This is a genomic window from uncultured Methanobrevibacter sp., assembly GCF_934746965.1.
Classification (GTDB): domain Archaea; phylum Methanobacteriota; class Methanobacteria; order Methanobacteriales; family Methanobacteriaceae; genus Methanocatella.
Genome location: NZ_CAKVFS010000017.1, coordinates 1 through 1621, shown reverse-complemented (window position 1 = coordinate 1621; position 1621 = coordinate 1). Strand labels below are relative to the sequence as shown.

Here is a 1621-nt window from a genome sequence, read left to right as displayed (position 1 = left end):
CAAAACGAAATTTCGTCTGTAAAAAAATTCAAAATCAAATAAGCCTATAAAATTTTACAGACTCAAAAAAAAGAAAATTAAGAGAATATTAAATTCCCTTAAGCAATTGTAATATTGTTTCCAACTTGATAACCATTCCACATTGAAGTAATAATGTATTTACCTGCAATTAAATTAATATTTAAACTTGCAACACCATTAGCATCAGATATTCTATTATAGAATACGCCATTTACGTTGAAGGTTACATTTTGATTAGCTAAAACTTTACCTTGACCATCTAATACTTTTGCAGTAAATTTAGAACCATCTTGGAACTTCATAGAGAGATCTTTGGTTTCAAGAGTTGGTAAAACCGTTACTTTGTTAGAAGTTTGTTCTTTATTAACTGGGTTGTATGCAGTTATAATATAAGTATCAGGTAACAAGTTTATATTTAGTCTTGCTACTCCGTTACTGTCTGTCATACGTTGATAGAATACACCGTTAATGTTGAATGTTACAGTAGTGTTTGTTAATGCTTTTCCATTTGTATCGAGGAATTTTGCTTCATATTTGGTTCCGTTACGGAAGTATAATGTAGTGTCTTTTCCTACAATAGTGGATTTAACAATAACATTTGTATTAGCTGTTGCTTTATCTTGTGCAGCAGTTCCATTAAACACAGCAGATGCATTGTATGTTCCAGCTACTAAATTAATAGCCATAGATGCTGTACCATTAATATCAGTGATTCTTGCATAGGTTATTCCGTTTACTGTGAAGTATATTGTTGCGTTTGCTATTGGATTTCCATATGCGTCAACTAATTTAGCTGAAAGTCTTTGTGATCCACCCACATATTTTACAAGCTCTTCCATTATTAAAGTAGTTCCAGTATTTTTATTAACAGTTATAGTTCCATTAACAATCATTGAATCATATTTATTGTCTCCAGTGTAGAATGTGACAACTTTGTATGTTCCTTCTTTTAAATCAGGAATAATAACTTTAGCAACACCATTATCAACACTACCTTTATACTCTTTACCATTAATAGTAATTATAACTTCACCAGTTCCATCATCAGGAACAACCACAATCACACTAGCATTCTCACCCTCAATAATATCCCCAATACCAACAGTCACATTATAATCAGATACTTTTGCAACACTGAACTGAGTAGTATTTTCACTAGTTAAATATTTGTTATCACCAGAGTATTTTACAGAAACATTGTATTTTCCTTTAGCTAAATCAGAAATAGCAACACTAGTAACACCATATTTAACAATAGCTACATAATTTTTACCATCAACAGTTATAGTAACACTACCAGTAGCACCATCAGGTAAAATCACACTAACAATTGCATCTTCACCAACAACAATATCTTTAACATCAACAATAACAGATGAAGGTAATTTAGATATGGTGAATTTAGTAGAATTACTGCTTGCTAAATACTTATTATCACCAGCATAATTCACATTAACATCATAACCACCAGCAACCAAATTAGAAATAGTTAAAACACCTTTACCATCAACAATAGCAACATTATAAGACCTACCATTAACAGTAACATTAACTACACCAGAAACAATATCAGGAACAGACACACCAATAACAGCATCAT

General features: G+C 31.1%; 1 protein-coding gene. It reads right to left on the bottom strand.

Features of this window, described 5'->3' with window-relative positions; genetic code table 11:
* Positions 1–98: 98 nt before the first annotated feature.
* Positions 99–1621, bottom strand: a 1523-nt coding sequence (locus Q0984_RS08860; RefSeq protein ID WP_299526725.1) for an Ig-like domain repeat protein, incomplete at its 5' end; no start/stop codon positions are given.